The 1,218-nt window shown below is 71.4% G+C and carries 1 protein-coding gene; it reads left to right on the top strand.

The window, feature by feature from the left end; genetic code table 11:
• The coding region (locus G7A99_RS25515; RefSeq protein ID WP_240466273.1) for an aminomethyltransferase family protein at positions 1 to 1,012 on the top strand (1,012 nt) is incomplete at its 5' end.
• Positions 1,013 to 1,218: the final 206 nt, after the last annotated feature.

Raw genomic sequence — 1,218 nt, 5'->3', positions numbered from 1 at the left:
CGTCTCCGGCCCGGACGCCGAGGCGCTACTGGAGTACCTCTCGGTCGCCCGCGTGGGCGGCAACCAGCCCGTGGGCAAGGGCGTCTACACCCACTTCCTCGACGAGACCGGCGGCGTGCACTCCGACCTGACCGTCGTGCGCCTGGGCACGGAGAGCTACCGCGTGATCTGTGGCGGTGACACCGGCCACCGCGATTATGTGTGGATGACGCGCATGGCCGAGGCCCGCGGCCTGGGGCGCGTGCACTTCGAGGACCGCACCGACCAGCTCGCTACCCTCGGGCTGTGGGGCCCGGAGGCGCGGCAGACGCTTCAGGCCCTGGCGGACGACCCGGAGGAGCTGAGCGACGAACGCTTCCCCTTCGCCACGGCGCGGGAGATCCGCGTGCACGGCCTGCCGGTGTGGGCCTTCCGCATCTCCTACGTGGGCGAGCAGGGCTGGGAGCTCTACGTGCCCTTCAGCTACGGCCTCGGCCTGTGGGACGCGCTCTACGAGCAGGGTGTCACCCCGGTGGGCATCGAGACCTACGCCAACAGCCGCCGTCTGGAGAAGAGCCTGCGCCTGCAGAACGTCGACCTGCTCACGGAGTACAACCTCTACGAGGCCGGGCTTGCCCGCCCCAAGGTCAAGGCCGCGGACTTCCACGGCAAGGCCGCCTACCTCGAGCAGCGTGAGCGCGACGGCCAGCCGGCGTACCTCTGCACCATGACCCTGCGCGAGAACGTCGACGCCGCCGGCGTCGCCCGCTACCCCGTGGGCCAGTGGCCGATCCTCGACCCGGAGACCGGGGACGTCCTCGTCGACAGCACGGGCCGGCGCTCCTACACCAGCAGCGTCGTCTACGGCCCCTCGGTCGGCGAGATCATCGCCCTCGGCTACCTGCCCGCCGCCTACGCCCGCGAGGGCGACACCGTGACCATGGAGTACTTCGGCGAGCACTACCCCCTGCGCATCGAGGCGGTGGGTTACCGGGCCCTGTACGACCCGGACAACGAACGGCCGCGGAGCTGAACGGCCATCCCCGGGTCCGCCTCCGCGCGGACCCGGGGCCGGGGATGGCGCCCCCGGTCTGCGATTGCCCCGTCGGATGTCGGAATCCGTCGGCGTGGCCGTCGCCTCGCGTACCCGGCTCCTCAGTGATGTAGGTCGGCTGCTCCTGGCAGCCGACGTCCCCGGCGCGGCAACGCGGGATGTTGGCTGCCAGGAGCAGCCAACCT

Source organism: Arhodomonas sp. KWT (assembly GCF_010993615.1).
The sequence above is the reverse complement of the archived record's forward strand: the minus strand, read 5'-3'. Positions and strand labels throughout refer to the sequence as shown.